The following is a 16,967-nucleotide window of genomic DNA, read 5'->3' as shown; positions in this document are numbered from 1 at the left end:
AAAATCGCGGAAGGGATGAAACAACAGCGCCTGACGGCGCTGTGTCTGGCATGCCTGCAATCCGGGAAACCGGACCAGGAAAAAACTTGCAGGCCATAACAGTATCTACACTCCGGGGGTTATTTTCCCCACAACCGGCGGGAAAAATCTTCGATCTTGCCGCTCAGTCGGCGCTTTTGCATCGTCCGCGTCCAGCTTTTCGATAACCCGGCGGCGGAGAGTAAACGGTGATACTGATCGTCATCAAACGGCATATGCCATGCGATGGCGGCAGCCTCCTGCACGGTCACATCACTGACACGGGAAACCAACTCCAGTGGCGCATCAGCAGATACCAACCCTGGTGCAATTACGCTATACAACCACCCCACTTTACCCGTGTTTTGCATCAACTGCGCTATGTCGCTGATATCAAAATGGTAATTGAGTTTATAGCAAGGCGAGCGCGGCTGGCTGACCTGAATTAATGCCTCTCCCCAGCGGAAAATATCGCCCATATAAACATTACTTTCCGTCAGACCGTCGGTTGAGAGATTTTCACCAAACGCAGGCGCAACAAACAACTCCGCCTGTTCCGGAAATTCCCGCGCCCAGTAGAGATAGTGCTCACGAGGATAATGACACAGCGCTCTGTCTGGCCCGCCGTGAACCATTTTCTCCGCCTGCTCGTCACCTTCCAGCCCCAGCTCCGTCAGCATCAACTCACCATCAACCTGGATTTTGGCAATTGCGCTGGGTTTGCCTTCGGGATAAGCCTGAATCTTGCCTGTGTATACATCAACCGGATATCGCATCTGTTCCCTCTCCACGAGAAATTTCCCCATTAGACCATATTTATTTTATGTCAGGCGTGCTGTTTTCGCGGTATGTATCCAGGCAGGAGCTCAATAGCAAACCGGACGAACGTTAGTTCATCCGGCTGTGGGGATTAAGGAAGCAGGTTTATTTCACCGTACCTAAAATTTCGATTTTCGCCGCTCTGGCTTTGACTTTACGTGACCAGATAGAGGTAAGAATTGGCACCAGAATCGAAGTCACAATGACCGCCGTCGCGACCAGCGAAGTTGCTGCCGGAGCCATCGGTTTAAACGCAGGCACCATTTCTGCAATCAGCACAGGTGTCGCTACCGCGGCCCCTGCGGAACTGGAAGCGGCAATTCCGGCAGTGCCATCGCCACCGCCAATCAATTTATCAGCGATAATCAACGGAATACCGGTCACGATAATTACTGCCACACCCAACAGGATCCCCAGCAAACCTGTCTGGGCAATTACAGTCAAATCAATGGTATTGCCCAGCGCGAAGGCAAAGAATGGAATCAGCGTCTGCACCGCTTTGCTGAAAAATTCTCGTAATTCAGGGTCAAGGTTCCCAAGGGCAAAGCCCACCAGGAACGGTAATACTGCGCCGACGAAAACATGCGGTTCAAACGAGGCAATCCCGGCAGTGCCCAGAATAATCATCGTCATGAGCGGCCCGGACTCCAATGACATCAACACAAATGCCCCAGCTTCTTCTTTTGTGCCGTACTGCTGCATGATGGAAGCGTAAAGTCCGCCGTTGGTCATATCCATCGCCGCCACCAGCGCCAGCGTTGAAAGTCCGGCAAAGAATCCAACTTCAACACCATGTTCCGGAATAATGCGCGAGGCAATTGCCGCAACCACCCACGCGACGGCAATTTTTGTTACCACCAGCGTACCGGATTTACGCAATACCGTTCCCGTCGCGCTTAATTTTATTGACGCCCCCATGCAAAAAAACCACACCGCCAGAATGGGCACCGTACCGGTAATCATCCCGTTGGTGAATGATCCAAAATATTTCCCCGCCCCCGGCGAGAAGGTGTGGCACAGTGCGCCAAGGAATAGCGGGACGAGCATCATCCCCCCCGGGATTTTCTCAATCGAGCGTTTTATCTGCATTTCCATCACCTGTCGGCATATTTTTAAGGGCTGATGCGTCATTCCTCAATGGAGCATCAGTGTTGATGGAAACGAAGATAGACATTCATTTGATCAATAAAAGTGATCAAAACCACATCAATTGAAACACTGTTTTATTTTTATCGGATCATTGTTTTTATTTTGAAATTGATCACAAAAAAACCACCGCCGTTGGCGATGGTTCATTTTTTAAGCTGCAATGCGACGTAAACGCCTCATTGCAGCAGGCGGCAAATGATTATTTTTTCGCCGCGAAACGTGCCGCTGCTTCGTCCCAGTTCACCACGTTCCAGAACTCTTTGATGTAGTCCGGACGGCGGTTCTGGAATTTCAGGTAGTAAGCATGTTCCCACACATCCAGGCCCACAATCGGGAAGCCGGAAGCGCCAGAAATAGCTTCACCCATCAGCGGGGAGTCCTGGTTAGCAGTAGAAACCACCGCCAGTTTATCGCCTTTCAGCACCAGCCATGCCCAGCCGGAACCAAAGCGGGAAGCTGCCGCTTTCTCAAATTCTGCTTTGAAGTTATCAACGGAGCCGAAGTCACGTTCGATAGCCGCTTTCAGGTCACCCTGCAGGGTGGTGCCTTTTTTCAGACCTTTCCAGAACAGGCTGTGGTTAGCGTGACCGCCAGCGTTGTTGCGCAGTACGGTTTTCTTGTCTGCTGGCAGCTGGTCCAGTTTGGTGATCAGCTCTTCAACCGGCAGGTTAGCGAATTCTGGCAGGCTTTCCAGCGCCGCGTTGGCGTTGTTGACGTAGGTCTGATGGTGTTTGGTGTGGTGGATTTCCATGGTCTGCTTATCGAAGTGCGGTTCCAGGGCATCGTAAGCATACGGCAGGGATGGCAGGGTATAGCTCATATTCATCTCCAGTATTGTCGGGCGGCCGATTGTTAATGCCGCGTAAGCAGTTGGTTCATTATAGTTAATTAAATGATATTGAAAATGATTATCAATGCCGTACTTTTCGTAAGGGTATGGTTTTGCAGGAAAATGCCCAAGATGTGAAGCAAATCACCCACTTAATGCCGTGATTGCCAGTAAATCGGCAGCGGCGGCAACAGGCGAAAGGTTAATCGACAGCACGATTTTTACACTCATCTCGTCGGAGATGTGACGCGACGAAAAATGATGAGGATAAGAAGATGAGTAACGCGATTACGATGGGGATATTTTGGCATTTGATCGGCGCGGCCAGTGCAGCCTGTTTTTACGCTCCGTTCAAAAAAGTAAAAAAATGGTCATGGGAAACCATGTGGTCAGTTGGTGGGATTGTTTCGTGGATTATTCTGCCGTGGGCCATCAGCGCCCTGTTACTGCCGAATTTCTGGGCGTATTACAGCTCGTTTAGTCTCTCTACGCTGCTGCCTGTTTTTCTGTTCGGCGCTATGTGGGGGATCGGTAATATCAACTACGGCCTGACCATGCGTTATCTCGGCATGTCGATGGGAATTGGCATCGCCATTGGCATTACGTTGATTGTCGGTACGCTGATGACGCCAATTATCAACGGCAATTTCGATGTTCTGATTAATACCGAAGGCGGACGCATGACGTTGCTCGGCGTTCTGGTGGCGCTGATTGGCGTAGGGATTGTGACTCGCGCCGGGCAGTTGAAAGAGCGCAAGATGGGCATTAAAGCCGAAGAGTTCAACCTGAAAAAAGGGCTGGTGCTGGCGGTGATGTGCGGCATTTTCTCTGCCGGGATGTCCTTTGCGATGAACGCCGCAAAACCGATGCATGAAGCAGCTGCCGCACTGGGCGTCGATCCACTGTATGTCGCTCTGCCAAGCTATGTTGTCATCATGGGCGGCGGCGCGATCATTAACCTCGGTTTCTGCTTCATTCGTCTGGCAAAAGTGAAGGATTTGTCGCTAAAAGCCGACTTCTCGCTGGCAAAACCGCTGATCATTCACAATGTGTTACTCTCAGCACTGGGCGGGTTGATGTGGTATCTGCAATTCTTTTTCTATGCCTGGGGCCACGCGCGTATTCCGGCGCAGTATGACTACATCAGCTGGATGCTGCATATGAGCTTCTATGTATTGTGCGGCGGTATCGTCGGGCTGGTGCTGAAAGAGTGGAACAATGCAGGTCGCCGTCCGGTAACGGTGTTGAGCCTCGGTTGTGTGGTGATTATTGTCGCCGCCAACATCGTCGGCATGGGCATGGCGAATTAATCTTTCTGCGAATTGAGATGACGCCACTGGCTGGGCGTCATCCCGGTTTCCCGGGTAAACACCACCGAAAAATAGTTACTATCTTCAAAGCCACATTCGGTTGAAATATCACTGATTAACAGGCGGCTATGCTGGAGAAGATATTGCGCATGACACACTCTGACCTGCCGCAGATATTGATTGATGGTCATGCCAGTCTGCTGGCGAAATTGCTGACGCAAAACGCGCTCACTGCACGATGCCTCATCACAAAAGTTATCCAGCGCAAAGGGACTTTTCAGGCTGGCCGCCAGCCGGGTAATCAGCTTATCCAGCAACGTTTCGCTGGATGTTGGCGGCAACGAATCACTGGTGTAACGATGGCGATTCAGCAACATCACCAACTGCCCGAACAGCAACTCAGCCATTTCGTTAGCAAACGGCACATGCTGACTACTTTCATGTTCAAGCTGACCGATAATCTGCCGCGCCTGTGCCATCCCCATGCTACCTAAGCGCCAGTGTGGTTGCCCTGCGCTGGCGCTAAATCCCGGAATCGCCCCCTGCCAGTCAAGATTCAGCTTCAGCCGCTCCGGGCAATAAATAATATTCTGCAAAACCAGATCGTTAACGGAAGCGTAGGAGTGTTTATCGTCAGCATGAATGTAAAAGAGATCGCCACGGGTAATGCGATAAGGGCGATCGTTGAGTACATGCAGACCATTACCGCGCCAGACAATCACCAGCTCACAAAAATCATGTGTATGTTCGGCAAAGACATCTTGCGGATAACGGTCAGCCACAGCGACTGCCTGCTGGTCGCTGGCAAAAAAATCATCTTTGAGAAGTTTTAACTGATGCGCCACCGTGGCTACCTCGGCCAGAGAACGAAGTTGATTATTCGCAATATGGCGTACAAATACGTTGAGAAGATTCGCGTTATTGCAGAAAACCATCCCGTCCCTGACGAATATCACGCGGTGACCAGTTAAACTCTCGGCGAAAAAGCGTCGAAAAGTGGTTACTGTCGCTGAATCCGCAGCGATAGGCGATGTCAGTAACGCTGGCCTCGCTGTGGCGTAGCAGATGTCGGGCTTTCATCAGTCGCAGGCGGTTCAGGTAACGCTGAGGCGTCAGTCCCGTTTGCTGCTTAAGCTGCCGATGTAGCGTACGCAGTGAAAGAGAAAATTGATCCGCCACGGCATCCCAATTCACCTCATCGGCAAAATGGTCCTCCAGCCAGGCCAGAAGCAAGTTGAGACGTGATGCGCTGTTTTCCAGGTTCTCCTGCAAACTGCTTTTACGCAGCAAGAGCAGTAATTGCATAAACAAGATCTCGCGACTGGCGGTCGAGGGTAAATCATTTTCCCCTTCCTGCTGTTCCATCTGTGCAACCAGCTGTCGCACCTGCTGCAATACGCTGTGGTTAACGCGCCAGTGAGACGGATACTGCCCATCCTGCTCTTGTGGCAGCAACTGATTCAGCCCGGCGAGAAACTGAAATCGATCCGGCGAGCGATACAGCACATTGGTCAGACACAGATTATCGGTATGTTCATACAGATGCCGATCATGATCGCGTACGAAACAGACCGTTCCACCGGTGATGGTATAGGGCTGCCCATTAAACACATGAATACCCGTGCCATGTTCGACAATCACAATTTCATGAAAATCATGATGATGTTCAGGAAAATCCGCCTGCGGGAGCCGGGGTTCTATCGCCACGGACGCGTTACCAGACGGAAAAAAATCCACACTATGTAATACGGTCATACTGGCCTCCTGATGTCGTCAACACGGCGAAATAGTAATCACGAGGTCAGGTTCTTACCTTAAATTTTCGACGGAAAACCACGTAAAAAACGTCGATTTTTCAAGATACAGCGTGAATTTTCAGGAAATGCGGTAAGCATCACATCACCACAATTCAGCAAATTGTGAACATCATCACGTTCATCTTTCCCTGGTTGCCAATGGCCCATTTTCCTGTCAGTAACGAGAAGGTCGCGAATTCAGGCGCTTTTTAGACTGGTCGTAATGAAATTCAGCAGGATCACATTATGACCTTTCGCAATTGTGTCGCCGTCGATCTCGGCGCATCCAGTGGGCGCGTGATGCTGGCGCGTTACGAGCGTGAATGCCGCAGCCTGACGCTGCGCGAAATCCATCGTTTTAACAATGGCCTGCATAGCCAGAACGGTTATGTCACCTGGGATGTGGATAGCCTGGAAAGTGCCATTCGCCTTGGATTAAACAAGGTGTGCGAGGAAGGGATTCGTATCGATAGCATTGGGATTGATACCTGGGGCGTGGACTTTGTGCTGCTCGACCTACAGGGTAAGCGTGTGGGTCTGCCCGTTGCTTATCGCGATAGCCGCACCCATGGCCTGATGACGCAGGCACAACAGCAACTCGGCAAACGCGATATTTATCAGCGTAGCGGCATCCAGTTTCTGCCCTTCAATACGCTTTATCAGTTGCGTGCGCTGACGGAGCAACAACCTGAGCTTATTCCACACATTGCTCACGCTCTGCTGATGCCGGATTACTTCAGTTATCGCCTGACCGGCAAGATGAACTGGGAATATACCAACGCCACCACCACGCAACTGGTCAATATCAATAGCGACGACTGGGACGAGTCGCTACTGGCGTGGAGCGGTGCCAACAAAGCCTGGTTTGGTCGCCCGACGCATCCGGGTAATGTCATTGGTCACTGGATTTGCCCGCAAGGTAATGAGATTCCTGTCGTCTCCGTTGCCAGCCATGACACCGCCAGCGCGGTTATCGCCTCGCCGTTAAACGGTTCACGCGCCGCTTATCTCTCTTCTGGCACCTGGTCATTGATGGGCTTCGAAAGCCAGACACCATTTACCAATGACACAGCGCTGGCAGCCAACATCACCAATGAAGGCGGGGCGGAAGGTCGCTATCGGGTGCTGAAAAATATTATGGGCTTATGGCTGCTTCAGCGGGTGCTTCAGGAGCGGCAAATCAACGATCTTCCGGCGCTTATCGCCGCGACACAGGCACTGCCGGCTTGCCGCTTCACCATCAATCCCAATGACGATCGCTTTATTAATCCTGACGAGATGTGCAGCGAAATTCAGGCTGCGTGTCGGGAAACGGCGCAACCAATCCCGGAAAGTGATGCTGAACTGGCGCGCTGTATTTTCGACAGTCTGGCGCTGCTGTATGCCGATGTGTTGCATGAGCTGGCGCAACTGCGCGGTGAAGATTTCTCACAACTGCATATTGTCGGCGGTGGCTGCCAGAACACGCTGCTCAACCAGCTGTGTGCCGATGCCTGCGGTATTCGAGTGATCGCAGGGCCTGTTGAAGCCTCGACGCTCGGCAATATCGGCATCCAGTTAATGACGCTGGATGAACTCAACAATGTGGATGATTTCCGTCAGGTCGTCAGCACCACCGCGAATCTGACCACCTTTACCCCTAATCCTGACAGTGAAATTGCCCACTATGTGGCGCAGATTCACTCTACACGACAGACAAAGGAGCTTTGCGCATGACCACTCAACTGGAACAGGCCTGGGAGCTGGCGAAACAGCGTTTCGCGGCAGTAGGGATTGATGTCGAGGAGGCGCTGCGCCAACTTGATCATTTACCCGTTTCAATGCACTGCTGGCAGGGCGATGATGTTTCCGGTTTTGAAAACCCGGAAGGTTCGCTGACCGGTGGGATTCAGGCTACTGGTAATTATCCGGGCAAAGCGCGTAATGCCAGCGAGCTACGTGCCGATCTGGAACAGGCTATGCGGCTGATTCCGGGTCCGAAACGGCTGAATTTACATGCCATCTATCTGGAATCAGATACGCCAGTCGCGCGCGACCAAATCAAACCAGAGCACTTCAAAAACTGGGTTGAATGGGCGAAAACCAATCAGCTCGGTCTGGATTTTAACCCCTCCTGTTTTTCGCATCCGCTAAGCGCCGATGGCTTTACGCTTTCCCATGCCGACGACAGTATTCGCCAGTTCTGGATTGATCACTGCAAGGCCAGCCGCCGTGTTTCAGCCTATTTTGGCGAGCAACTCGGCACACCGTCGGTGATGAACATCTGGATCCCGGATGGCATGAAAGATATCACCGTTGACCGTCTCGCCCCGCGCCAGCGTTTACTGGCAGCTCTGGATGAGGTGATCAGCGAGAAGCTGGATCCGGCGCACCATATCGACGCCGTTGAGAGCAAATTGTTTGGTATTGGCGCGGAGAGCTACACGGTTGGCTCCAATGAGTTTTACATGGGGTATGCCACCAGCCGCCAGACGGCGCTGTGCCTGGACGCCGGGCATTTCCACCCGACTGAAGTGATTTCCGACAAGATTTCCGCCGCCATGCTGTATGTGCCGCAGTTGCTACTGCACGTCAGCCGTCCGGTTCGCTGGGACAGCGATCACGTAGTGCTACTGGATGATGAAACTCAGGCGATTGCCAGTGAGATTGTTCGTCACGATCTGTTCGACCGGGTACATATCGGTCTCGATTTCTTTGATGCCTCTATCAACCGCATTGCCGCATGGGTCATTGGTACGCGCAATATGAAAAAAGCCCTGCTGCGTGCGTTGCTGGAACCTACCACTGAGCTACGCAAGCTGGAAGCGGCGGGCGATTACACTGCGCGTCTGGCGCTACTGGAAGAGCAGAAATCGTTGCCGTGGCAGGCGGTATGGGAAATGTATTGTCAGCGTCACGATACGCCAGCGGGTAGCGAATGGCTGGAGAACGTGCGGACTTATGAGAAAGAAATTTTGAGTCGCCGCGGGTAAACACTGCCGGATGCGGCACAAGTGCCTTATCCGGCCTACGGGTCGGCAATAGTTGTAGGCCTGATAAGACGCGACAGCGTCGCATCAGGCATTGATTGCCGGATGCGGCACGAGCGCCATATCCGGCCTACGGGTCGGCAATAGTTGTAGGCCTGATAAGACGCGACAGCGTCGCATCAGGCATTGATTGCCGGATGCGGCACGAGTGCCTTATCCGGCCTACAGATCGTACATCCGGCAACAGGCACGGACGTCCAATTAACAGGAACACAGAACATGCAAAACATTACCCAGTCCTGGTTTGTCCAGGGAATGATCAAAGCCACCACCGACGCCTGGCTGAAAGGCTGGGACGAGCGCAATGGTGGTAACCTGACGCTGCGCCTGGATGACGCCGATATCGCGCCTTATCACGGCAACTTTCATGCACAACCGCGCTATATCCCGCTCAGCCAGCCCATGCCTTTACTGGCAAATACACCGTTTATTGTCACCGGCTCCGGCAAATTCTTCCGTAACGTCCAGCTTGATCCTGCGGCTAACTTAGGCGTCGTAAAAGTCGACAGCGACGGCGCGGGCTACCATATTCTCTGGGGGTTAACCAACGAAGCCGTCCCGACATCCGAACTTCCGGCTCACTTTCTCTCTCATTGCGAGCGCATTAAAGCCACCAACGGTAAAGATCGGGTGATCATGCACTGCCATGCCACCAACCTGATCGCCCTTACCTACGTACTGGAAAACGACACCGCGGTCTTCACTCGCCAACTGTGGGAAGGCAGCACCGAATGTCTGGTAGTGTTCCCGGATGGCGTCGGCATTTTGCCGTGGATGGTGCCCGGCACGGACGAAATCGGCCAGGCGACCGCACAGGAAATGCAAAAACATTCGCTGGTGTTGTGGCCCTTCCACGGCGTCTTCGGCAGCGGTCCGACACTGGATGAAACATTCGGTTTAATCGACACCGCAGAAAAATCAGCACAAGTATTAGTGAAGGTTTATTCGATGGGCGGCATGAAACAGACCATCAGTCGTGAAGAGCTGATAGCACTCGGCCAGCGTTTCGGCGTTACACCACTTGCCAGTGCGCTGGCGCTGTAAGGAGCAAATATGATCCGCAAAGCCTTTGTCATGCAGGTTAACCCCGACGCCCACGAAGAGTATCAGCGTCGGCATAATCCCATCTGGCCGGAACTGGAAGCAGTGTTGAAATCTCACGGTGCACATAACTACGCCATTTACCTCGACAAAGCGCGTAATCTGCTGTTTGCCACGGTAGAGATTGAATCTGAAGAACGGTGGAATGCGGTAGCCAGTACTGATGTTTGCCAACGTTGGTGGAAATATATGACCGACGTTATGCCAGCTAACCCGGATAACAGCCCAGTCAGTAGCGAGCTGCATGAAGTGTTTTACCTGCCTTAATGAGTTGCGGTGCCGGAAAATATCCAGCACCGCGCCTTCATCAGAAGAAGTATTTAAAGCGAACGCGTGCGCCGTAACGGTCATCAGTATCATCACCGTGTTTTTTATCACCGTCGCTATCCAGAATGGAGTAATACGTCCCGAGGTAAATATTAAAGTTCTCCATATCCATCACATTAGCGAACTGATAAGACGCATGAATGGTGTGAATGGTGTACGTCCCTTCATCATCAATCCAGCAGTCGTTATCACAAACTACACCGCTGAATTCATCAATCTTATTGTGCGCGTAGATATAACCCAGCTCGAAACGTTTCCACAGCGCGTTAATCCCGGCAGTGAAATCTTTCTCATTATTAGCATCTAAATAGGCGGTATTAAGATTAACCACGACGCCATTTTCCGGATCCGTTTTCAGGCCATTCCAGGTCATGCTCATACCATAGCCGGTACGATCGGACTGATCGACAAAATTACCCTTGCTATCGGTATAACCATAAGCATTATTTACCACGTTCGCTTCCATCGCTGCGGAAACGGTGAATTCTTCTGTCGGCGACCAGGCAATTACCGGACGCAGATAAGCAACATTTTTCTGCTGCTCCATATCGCGTCCATGATAATTACCGTCATTATATAAAGATGTTCCGTCTTCAAGTAACGTGTTTAATTCAAAATACCAGTTATCAAGTTGTTTGCTGACGAGGAAATTACCGCCAGCGTTAGAACGCCCGCGGCCCTCTTTCATCATATAGATATAACCGCTGCCATCGTCATAAAGATCGTTCGCAGTATTACCGGAATGTTCAACAAAGGTATCCTGATTCAGCGGGAACATATCGTAGGCTTCAAAACGGCCTACTTTGACCTTCCAGTCGTTTTCTTTGCCAAAGAAGAAAACCGCATCATCGATATTTACTGAACCGTGCATATCCCCCAGCGGTTGTGCGGAGAACCCGGCGAAATAGCCATTATCCAGTTTTCGCATACCATCAAAACCTAACAAAATACGACCATTGAGATTCCACTGTTCATTAGTGGGATCGCTATTCACATCAGCGTTGGTCATTGCCAGCAGGCCATGATTACTTTCCGCATCCATATTAAATTCTACGTCGCCGTAGATTTTTAAATCGCCATAACCTGAGAGCAAAAGATTAGGTGAGGTGGAATTTTTCTTTGCAGATTCCGCCGTTGCCTGTCCATTTACCGGCGTATTGCCCTGGGCAGCCTTAATTTCGCGGATCTCAGCGGCTTGTTGTGTCTGCAGCTGTTTAACCTGGCTCTCTGCTTTTGCTGCCCGCATTTCTGCCGCTTCCAGGCGTTCTTCCAGCAATGCCATGCGTTGTTCCAGCGTTAAATGCTGTGTTTTTGCCATTCCGGTACTACATGCCAATAATAAACCGATGGCTAAAGATAATGTCGATTTTTTCATTATTTACGTTCCCTGAAATAAAAGAGACCCTACGCTTTCCAAAAGGAATACGTATATAGAGAAATATAAGGTGTGCACTTTCGAATTTTTAATCCAACTTCAGCAGGCCGATGGATAGTATCCTGCTGCATAATATGAGTAAATCCGCTGATTTCCTGGAACGTGAGGAATATAACAATAGTGCCGTTTTTAACCAAATATCGTAAAAAATATTAGATATAATTCACGCTGACTCATAAGCCACAAATATAAATAACCTTGCTGCAAAACATGTGCGGCAGTTAAACATTCACAACATCATTAAATAATGATTTTTTATTCACGGCATTTATTTTTCCCATCAATATGTGCCTTACACTGCAAAATTTATCCTTCACTCTGCCTTATATTGTCACGACTTCACGACATATCCGCGCTCATCACAAAACCGCCCCGCCGTTACAATTAACTATAATATTTTTTCATGGAATCCAATAATGGCAGCACTTACTGCAAGCTGTATTGACCTGAATATTCAGGGCAATGGCGCTTATTCCGTTCTGAAGCAGTTGGCGACAATGGCGTTACAAAACGGTTTTATCACCGACTCACACCAGTTCCTGCAAACCCTGCTGCTGCGCGAAAAAATGCACTCCACGGGATTTGGTTCCGGTGTCGCCGTGCCGCACGGTAAAAGCGCCTGCGTTAAACAACCGTTCGTGTTATTCGCCCGCAAAACGCAGGCCATTGACTGGCAGGCCAGCGATGGCGAAGACGTCAATTGCTGGATCTGCCTCGGCGTGCCACAAAGTGGCGAAGAGGAACAGGTCAAAATCATCGGCACGCTGTGCCGCAAAATTATCCACCAGGATTTTATCGACCAACTGCGACAGGGCGACGCCGACCAGGTGCTTGCTTTGTTAAATCAAACCCTCAGCTCATAAGGACGTGGCGATGGAGTCATCCTTACGTATTGTCGCGATCACCAACTGCCCCGCCGGGATCGCTCACACCTACATGGTGGCGGAAGCCCTGGAACAGAAAGCCCGTTCTCTCGGTCATACCATTAAAGTTGAAACTCAAGGATCCAACGGCGTCGAAAACCGCTTATCCAGCGAAGAGATTGCCGCTGCCGATTACGTGATTCTCGCTACCGGGCGTGGCCTGAGCGGTGATGATCGCGCGCGATTTGCCGGGAAAAAGGTTTATGAGATTGCCATCTCCCAGGCGCTGAAAAATATCGACCAGATTTTCAGTGAATTACCGACAAACTCACAACTTTTTGCCGCAGATAGCGGCGTGAAGCTCGGCAAGCAGGAAGTGCAAAGTGGCAGCGTAATGAGCCATCTGATGGCGGGTGTTTCTGCGGCGCTGCCGTTTGTCATCGGTGGCGGTATCCTGGTGGCGCTTGCCAACATGCTGGTGCAGTTCGGTTTGCCGTATACCGATATGTCGAAAGGTGCGCCGTCGTTTACCTGGGTGGTTGAATCCATCGGTTATCTCGGCTTCACCTTTATGATCCCCATCATGGGCGCTTATATTGCCTCGTCGATTGCCGATAAACCCGCTTTCGCTCCGGCGTTTCTGGTTTGCTATCTGGCGAATGACAAAGCCCTGCTCGGCACCCAGTCTGGCGCGGGCTTCCTCGGCGCGGTGGTGCTGGGGCTGGCGATTGGCTATTTCGTCTTCTGGTTCCGTAAAGTGCGCCTTGGCAAAGCATTACAACCGCTGCTCGGTTCCATGCTGATCCCGTTCGTCACTCTGCTGGTTTTCGGCGTACTGACTTACTACGTTATCGGACCGGTGATGTCCGACCTCATGGGCGGGTTGCTGCACTTCCTGAACACCATTCCTCCGTCAATGAAGTTTGCGGCAGCGTTTTTGGTCGGTGCGATGCTGGCGTTCGATATGGGCGGCCCTATCAATAAAACCGCCTGGTTCTTCTGCTTCTCACTGCTGGAAAAACACATTTACGACTGGTACGCCATCGTCGGCGTTGTCGCGCTGATGCCGCCCGTCGCGGCGGGTCTTGCGACGTTCATTGCGCCCAAACTGTTTACCCGACAGGAAAAAGAGGCTGCCAGTAGTGCCATTGTGGTCGGTGCCACGGTCGCGACCGAACCGGCTATTCCTTACGCTCTGGCGGCACCACTGCCAATGATCACCGCCAATACGCTGGCGGGCGGCATTACCGGCGTGCTGGTGATCGCTTTCGGAATCAAACGACTGGCACCTGGTTTGGGTATCTTTGACCCGCTGATCGGCCTGATGTCACCGGTAGGTTCGTTTTATCTGGTGCTGGCGATTGGCCTCGCGCTGAACATTTCATTCATTATCGTCCTGAAAGGATTATGGTTACGCCGCAAAGCCAAAGCTGCGCAACAGGAGCTTGTCCATGAACATTGAGTTACTGCAACAGTTGTGCGAAGCCAGCGCCGTCAGCGGCGATGAACAGGAAGTTCGCGACATTCTGATAAACACGCTGGAACCCTGCGTGAATGAGATCACCTTCGATGGTCTGGGCAGCTTTGTTACCCGTAAGGGGAATAAAGGGCCGAAAGTTGCCGTTGTCGGGCATATGGATGAAGTCGGCTTTATGGTCACCCACATCGACGAGAGCGGTTTTCTGCGTTTTACCACCATTGGCGGCTGGTGGAATCAGTCGATGCTCAATCACCGGGTAACCATACGCACACACAAGGGAGTGAAAATCCCTGGTGTAATTGGCTCCGTCGCCCCACATGCGTTAACCGAAAAGCAAAAGCAACAACCGCTGTCATTTGATGAAATGTTCATTGATATTGGCGCGAACAGTCGCGAAGAGGTGGAAAAACGCGGCGTGGAAATTGGCGATTTTATTAGCCCGGAAGCCAATTTTGCCTGCTGGGGCGAAGATAAAGTGGTCGGCAAGGCGCTGGATAACCGCATCGGCTGCGCAATGATGGTCGAGCTACTACAGACAGTAAATAACCCCGAAATTACGCTTTATGGCGTTGGCAGTGTGGAAGAAGAAGTTGGGCTACGCGGGGCACAAACCTCGGCTGAACACATTAAACCGGATGTGGTGATCGTGCTGGATACCGCTGTCGCGGGCGATGTTCCAGGCATTGATAACATTAAATATCCGCTGAAACTGGGCCAGGGGCCGGGGCTGATGCTGTTTGACAAGCGCTACTTCCCCAACCAGAAACTGGTAGCTGCGTTAAAAAACTGTGCCGCACATAACGATTTACCGCTGCAATGTTCCACCATGAAAACCGGAGCGACGGATGGCGGGCGCTACAACGTGATGGGCGGCGGGCGTCCAGTTGTCGCGCTGTGTCTGCCAACGCGTTATCTGCACGCCAATAGCGGTATGATTTCAAAAGCCGATTACGATGCTCTGCTCACGTTGATAAGGGATTTTCTGACCACCTTAACCGCGGAGAAAGTCAACGCGTTTAGCCAGTTCCGTCAGGTGAGCTAATGCTAAACGAACGCCAGTTAAAGATTGTCGATCTGCTGGAGCAACAGCCGCGCACGCCTGGCGAGCTGGCGCAACAGACTGGCGTTTCCGGCAGGACCATCCTGCGTGATATTGACTATCTCAACTTTACCCTCAACGGCAAAGCCCGCATCACTACCAGCGGCAGCGCGGGCTACCAACTGGAAATTTTTGAGCGTCGCAGCTTTTTTCAGTTGCTGCAAAAGCACGATAACGACGATCGGCTGCTGGCGCTGTTATTACTGAATACTTTCACTCCCCGTGCGCAACTCGCCTCGACGCTTAATTTGCCAGAAACGTGGGTAGCAGAGCGCCTGCCCCGCCTGAAACAGCGCTATGAACGCGGTTTTTGTCTCGCTAGTCGCCCTGGTTTGGGCCATTTCATTGATGAGACAGAAGAGAAACGCATTATTTTGCTGGCGAATCTTTTACGCAAAGATCCGTTTTTAATTCCGCTGTCGGGCGTAACACGAGACAATTTTCAACAATTAACCACCGCCTGCGAAAAGCAACGTCGCTGGCCGCTGATGCAAAGCGACTATCTCTCAAGCCTGATTCTGGCTATTTACGCGTTGCGTAATCAGCTTACTGACACATGGCCTGAATATCCCGGTGACGAGATAAAACAAATCGTTGAACAAAGCGGCATGTTTCTTGGTGATAACGCTGTAAGAACCCTGACAGGTTTGATAGAGAAACAGCATCAGCAAGCACAGGTAATTTCTGCCGATAATGTGCAGGGGTTGCTGCAAAGGGTGCCGGGCATCGCGTCATTGAATATTATTGATACGCAGCTGGTTGAGAATATTACCGGGCATTTATTACGTTGCCTTGCCGCACCAGTATGGATTGCTGAGCACCGCCAAAGCAGCATGAATAACCTGAAAGTCGCCTGGCCTGCGGCCTTTGATATGAGTCTGCACTTTATTACGCTACTGCGTGAACAGCTCGATATTCCCCTTTTCGACAGCGATCTGATCGGCTTGTATTTTGCCTGTGCGCTGGAGCGGCATCAAAACGAACGCCAGCCGATCATTTTGCTCTCTGATCAGAACGCGATTGCTACTATTAATCAGCTCGCCATTGAGCGCGATGTCCTGAATTGTCGGGTGATTATTGCCCGCAGCGTAAGCGAACTGGTTGCCATTCGCGAAGAGATTGAGCCGTTATTGATCATTAATAACAGCCATTATTTACTGGATGACGCGGTCAATAATTGCATCATCGTAAAAAATATCATTACGGCTGCCGGTATCGAACAAATAAAACATTTTCTGGCGACGGCATTTATTCGCCAGCAACCGGAGCGTTTTTTCTCTGCCCCCGGAAGTTTTCATTATTCGAATGTACGCGGTGAAAGCTGGCAACATATTACCCGGCAAATTTGTGCTCAATTAGTCGCACAACACCATATTACCGTCGATGAAGCGCAACGGATCATCGCCCGCGAAGGCGAAGGTGAAAACCTGATTGTTAATCGCCTCGCCATCCCACATTGCTGGAGCGAACAGGAGCGACGTTTTCGTGGATTTTTTATTACCCTCGCCCAATCAGTTGAGGTGAATAACGAAGTCATTAACCATGTTTTGATCGCCTGCGCCGCCGCCGATGCGCGTCATGAGCTAAAAATATTTAGCTATCTTGCCAGCGTATTGTGTCAGCATCCGGCAGAGGTTATTGCCGGGTTAACAGGATATGAGGCATTTATGGAGTTACTTCACAAGGGGTGAACTGTGTCGGATGCGCCGCAT

Annotated in this window: 15 protein-coding genes; 9 read left to right on the top strand and 6 right to left on the bottom strand. The window is 51.3% G+C overall.

Translation table 11 applies throughout. The features are described 5' to 3' along the window. Window positions 1-119 precede the first annotated feature (119 nt). The 3 genes from yiiM to sodA all read right to left on the bottom strand — a co-directional run bounded on the left by yiiM (window position 120) and on the right by sodA (window position 2,806). Window positions 120-794 carry a 6-hydroxyaminopurine reductase gene (gene yiiM, locus ACJHYW_RS22780; RefSeq protein WP_001270277.1) on the bottom strand — a complete coding sequence of 225 codons (675 nt, stop codon included), beginning with the start codon at window positions 792-794 and terminating at the stop codon, window positions 120-122. Window positions 795-942: 148 nt separating this feature from the next. After that, entirely contained in the window at window positions 943-1,926 is a 984-nt protein-coding gene (gene kdgT / locus ACJHYW_RS22775) for a 2-keto-3-deoxygluconate transporter (RefSeq protein ID WP_001166063.1), read from the bottom strand. A gap of 259 nt (window positions 1,927-2,185) precedes the next feature. Then, window positions 2,186-2,806, bottom strand: coding sequence for a superoxide dismutase [Mn] (gene sodA / locus ACJHYW_RS22770; protein ID WP_001361705.1), 621 nt, complete (start codon window positions 2,804-2,806; stop codon window positions 2,186-2,188). Between the two features lie 284 nt (window positions 2,807-3,090). Between sodA and rhaT the strand changes: the two genes are divergently transcribed. Continuing rightward, complete coding sequence (gene rhaT / locus ACJHYW_RS22765; RefSeq protein ID WP_000063508.1) at window positions 3,091-4,125, top strand: L-rhamnose/proton symporter RhaT; 1,035 nt, start codon at window positions 3,091-3,093, stop codon at window positions 4,123-4,125. On the opposite strand, the gene rhaR is transcribed toward rhaT, so the two are convergent. Together rhaR and rhaS are read right to left on the bottom strand one after the other, a co-directional pair. Then, window positions 4,122-4,970 (bottom strand): HTH-type transcriptional activator RhaR, encoded by an 849-nt coding sequence (rhaR, locus tag ACJHYW_RS22760; RefSeq protein ID WP_024179500.1) that lies wholly within the window; start codon window positions 4,968-4,970, stop codon window positions 4,122-4,124. The genes rhaT and rhaR overlap by 4 nt on opposite strands. 73 nt (window positions 4,971-5,043) lie before the next feature. Beyond that, complete coding sequence (rhaS, locus tag ACJHYW_RS22755) at window positions 5,044-5,880, bottom strand: HTH-type transcriptional activator RhaS (protein WP_000217156.1); 837 nt, start codon at window positions 5,878-5,880, stop codon at window positions 5,044-5,046. A gap of 287 nt (window positions 5,881-6,167) precedes the next feature. Between rhaS and rhaB the strand changes: the two genes are divergently transcribed. From rhaB to rhaM, 4 genes are all read left to right on the top strand, one after another. Next, the gene (gene rhaB, locus ACJHYW_RS22750; RefSeq protein WP_000144063.1) at window positions 6,168-7,637 is read left to right on the top strand and encodes a rhamnulokinase; all 1,470 of its coding nucleotides are present in this window, start codon (window positions 6,168-6,170) and stop codon (window positions 7,635-7,637) included. Continuing rightward, window positions 7,634-8,893: an L-rhamnose isomerase gene (gene rhaA, locus ACJHYW_RS22745; RefSeq protein ID WP_001361707.1), complete on the top strand. Its 1,260-nt coding sequence runs from the start codon at window positions 7,634-7,636 to the stop codon at window positions 8,891-8,893. Before rhaB ends, rhaA begins: the two co-directional genes overlap by 4 nt. 276 nt (window positions 8,894-9,169) lie before the next feature. Beyond that, window positions 9,170-9,994 (top strand): rhamnulose-1-phosphate aldolase, encoded by an 825-nt coding sequence (gene rhaD, locus ACJHYW_RS22740; RefSeq protein ID WP_001179755.1) that lies wholly within the window; start codon window positions 9,170-9,172, stop codon window positions 9,992-9,994. A 9-nt stretch (window positions 9,995-10,003) separates the two neighbouring features. Beyond that, on the top strand, window positions 10,004-10,318 hold the full coding sequence (gene rhaM / locus ACJHYW_RS22735) for an L-rhamnose mutarotase (protein ID WP_000619501.1): 315 nt from the start codon (window positions 10,004-10,006) through the stop codon (window positions 10,316-10,318). A gap of 40 nt (window positions 10,319-10,358) precedes the next feature. Here the strand turns inward: rhaM and ACJHYW_RS22730 are convergent, their stop codons facing one another. After that, on the bottom strand, window positions 10,359-11,753 hold the full coding sequence (locus ACJHYW_RS22730; RefSeq protein ID WP_000749944.1) for a carbohydrate porin: 1,395 nt from the start codon (window positions 11,751-11,753) through the stop codon (window positions 10,359-10,361). Between the two features lie 476 nt (window positions 11,754-12,229). Between ACJHYW_RS22730 and ACJHYW_RS22725 the strand changes: the two genes are divergently transcribed. From ACJHYW_RS22725 to ACJHYW_RS22710, 4 genes are read left to right on the top strand one after another with little or no spacing between them, the layout of a single operon-like run. Beyond that, window positions 12,230-12,676: a PTS fructose transporter subunit IIA gene (locus ACJHYW_RS22725; protein WP_000729610.1), complete on the top strand. Its 447-nt coding sequence runs from the start codon at window positions 12,230-12,232 to the stop codon at window positions 12,674-12,676. Between the two features lie 10 nt (window positions 12,677-12,686). Beyond that, on the top strand, window positions 12,687-14,138 hold the full coding sequence (locus ACJHYW_RS22720) for a PTS fructose-like transporter subunit IIBC (RefSeq protein ID WP_000445997.1): 1,452 nt from the start codon (window positions 12,687-12,689) through the stop codon (window positions 14,136-14,138). Further along, window positions 14,128-15,198, top strand: coding sequence for an aminopeptidase (locus tag ACJHYW_RS22715; protein WP_001019504.1), 1,071 nt, complete (start codon window positions 14,128-14,130; stop codon window positions 15,196-15,198). Before ACJHYW_RS22720 ends, ACJHYW_RS22715 begins: the two co-directional genes overlap by 11 nt. Beyond that, window positions 15,198-16,946 carry a putative frv operon regulatory protein gene (locus ACJHYW_RS22710; RefSeq protein ID WP_000931361.1) on the top strand — a complete coding sequence of 583 codons (1,749 nt, stop codon included), beginning with the start codon at window positions 15,198-15,200 and terminating at the stop codon, window positions 16,944-16,946. Before ACJHYW_RS22715 ends, ACJHYW_RS22710 begins: the two co-directional genes overlap by 1 nt. Window positions 16,947-16,967 lie beyond the last annotated feature (21 nt).

The sequence above is a fragment of the Escherichia sp. WS3063 genome (assembly GCF_046486595.1).
Taxonomy (GTDB): domain Bacteria; phylum Pseudomonadota; class Gammaproteobacteria; order Enterobacterales; family Enterobacteriaceae; genus Escherichia; species Escherichia coli.
Note: the sequence above shows the minus strand (reverse complement) of the source record. Positions and strands in the feature narration are given on the sequence as shown.